Origin of the sequence: Caldovatus sediminis, from assembly GCF_014644455.1 — a bacterium.
Classification (GTDB): domain Bacteria; phylum Pseudomonadota; class Alphaproteobacteria; order Acetobacterales; family Acetobacteraceae; genus Caldovatus; species Caldovatus sediminis.
In genome coordinates this window covers 1-1,451 of the sequence record NZ_BMKS01000037.1, presented here as the reverse complement: position 1 = coordinate 1,451, position 1,451 = coordinate 1, and the positions used below count along the sequence as shown (strand labels likewise).

Sequence of the window (1,451 nt, the reverse complement as noted above, 5' to 3'; positions counted from 1 at the left end):
TGCAGGTCTCGACAACCCAACCCTACCGAGAATCACCGCGGTGGCCGCCCGGGGCGCTCCGCTCCACCAGGGGCTTCGCTACGCGCCCCGGGCTCTGACCCTCCTACACCACCACACGGGACGCCACCGGCCGGTGCGCGATCCAGAAGCTGGCGTCGAACGCCCGCCGGTGGTCGCGGGCAGGCCTGCCGTCCAGCGGGCTCGCTGACGCTGCAAAGGGTTCGAAGAAGGACCATTCCTCGTCGGTCAGCAGCCCACGGATCAACGCCGATCTCCATGCCAGAGATCAGTTTGGAATCACGCCCTAGGCCGCCTGGGAATCTCCCGGCGCCGGTTCGTCCACGCGGCCTAGCCAACCGCGTTGCGGCGGACGCGATCCAGTTGCGTCTAGCGATAACGGCTCCTATAGGAGCTGCCCGAGCTCAGCGGAGAGGTGCCGGAGCGGTCGATCGGGGCGGTCTCGAAAACCGTTGTGCGGGGTGACCCGCACCGTGGGTTCGAATCCCACCCTCTCCGCCATGTCATCCGGCAAGCCACCGTTTTTTTCGGCCATCCCCCGATTTGTCCCCACAAACCTCCCCACACTCAAGCCTGTCGGCCTGTCGAGAATGGTTCGCGGGTGTTGCCCGGCGGACACATGCGGAGCAGGGCGGATCGGGGCGGGCTGCCGGCCAACTGCCCCTGAACCCCGTCAGGTCAACCTGAACTGTCGCAGGCATCTGTTCGCCGGCATGATGTCGGAGCGAATCGCGGGCGGGGTGCATGGCAGGACGATCAGCGGCACAACAGAGACGGGCGGAGCCATCAAGCCCGGCAGCGCTGCTGCTCCGCCAGCGCGCCCTTTCCGCGATAGCGCAGGCCGCCAGCATGGAAACCGCGCGCGCCGTCGCCCATGCCGCTGCCGTGGCCTGGTGGCATTCCCGCGCCGCCTCGCTGGCGCGACCGGGCATCGCGTCGGCGCCGCTGCCCGACGCCCTATCCCTGGCAACCCTTCCGGAAGACACGCTCGCCGCTGCTGCCGAGTTTGGACAAGCGCTCTCTTCGCTGTCTCTCCCCGAGGCCGTGGCCACCCTCGGCGGCCTCTACACGCAGGCCATTCCGGCCAAGCACCGCGCCGCGCACGGTATCTACTACACGCCGCCTGCCCTGGTCCGCCGTCTCTTGGATAAGGCCGAGCGGGCCGGCCACTGCTGGCGTGCGGGCCGTGTGATCGACCCTTCCTGCGGCGGGGGCGCCTTCCTTATGGAAGCCGCTTCGCGCGTGCTGAGGGAGATGGAAGGGGCCGAGCCCGCCATCGCGCTGGCGGCTCTCGGCTCGCGGCTTCGTGGCTGGGACACCGACCCCTTCGCGGTGTGGCTCGCGAACCTGGCCGTCGAGGCGGTGGTGAACCGCGCCGGGTTCGCCGGAGGCCAATCGGCTTGGGTTACGCGGCCGGGGCTGGTGCCTCGCCC

The 1,451-nt window shown here is 69.5% G+C and carries 1 tRNA gene and 1 pseudogene; both read left to right on the top strand.

Going from position 1 to position 1,451, the window contains the following annotated elements:
• Positions 1-427: 427 nt before the first annotated feature.
• Positions 428-519, top strand: a tRNA-Ser gene (locus tag IEX99_RS22200).
• Positions 520-867: 348 nt separating this feature from the next.
• A pseudogene (locus IEX99_RS22195) lies at positions 868-1,451 on the top strand (hypothetical protein); the annotation flags it as partial.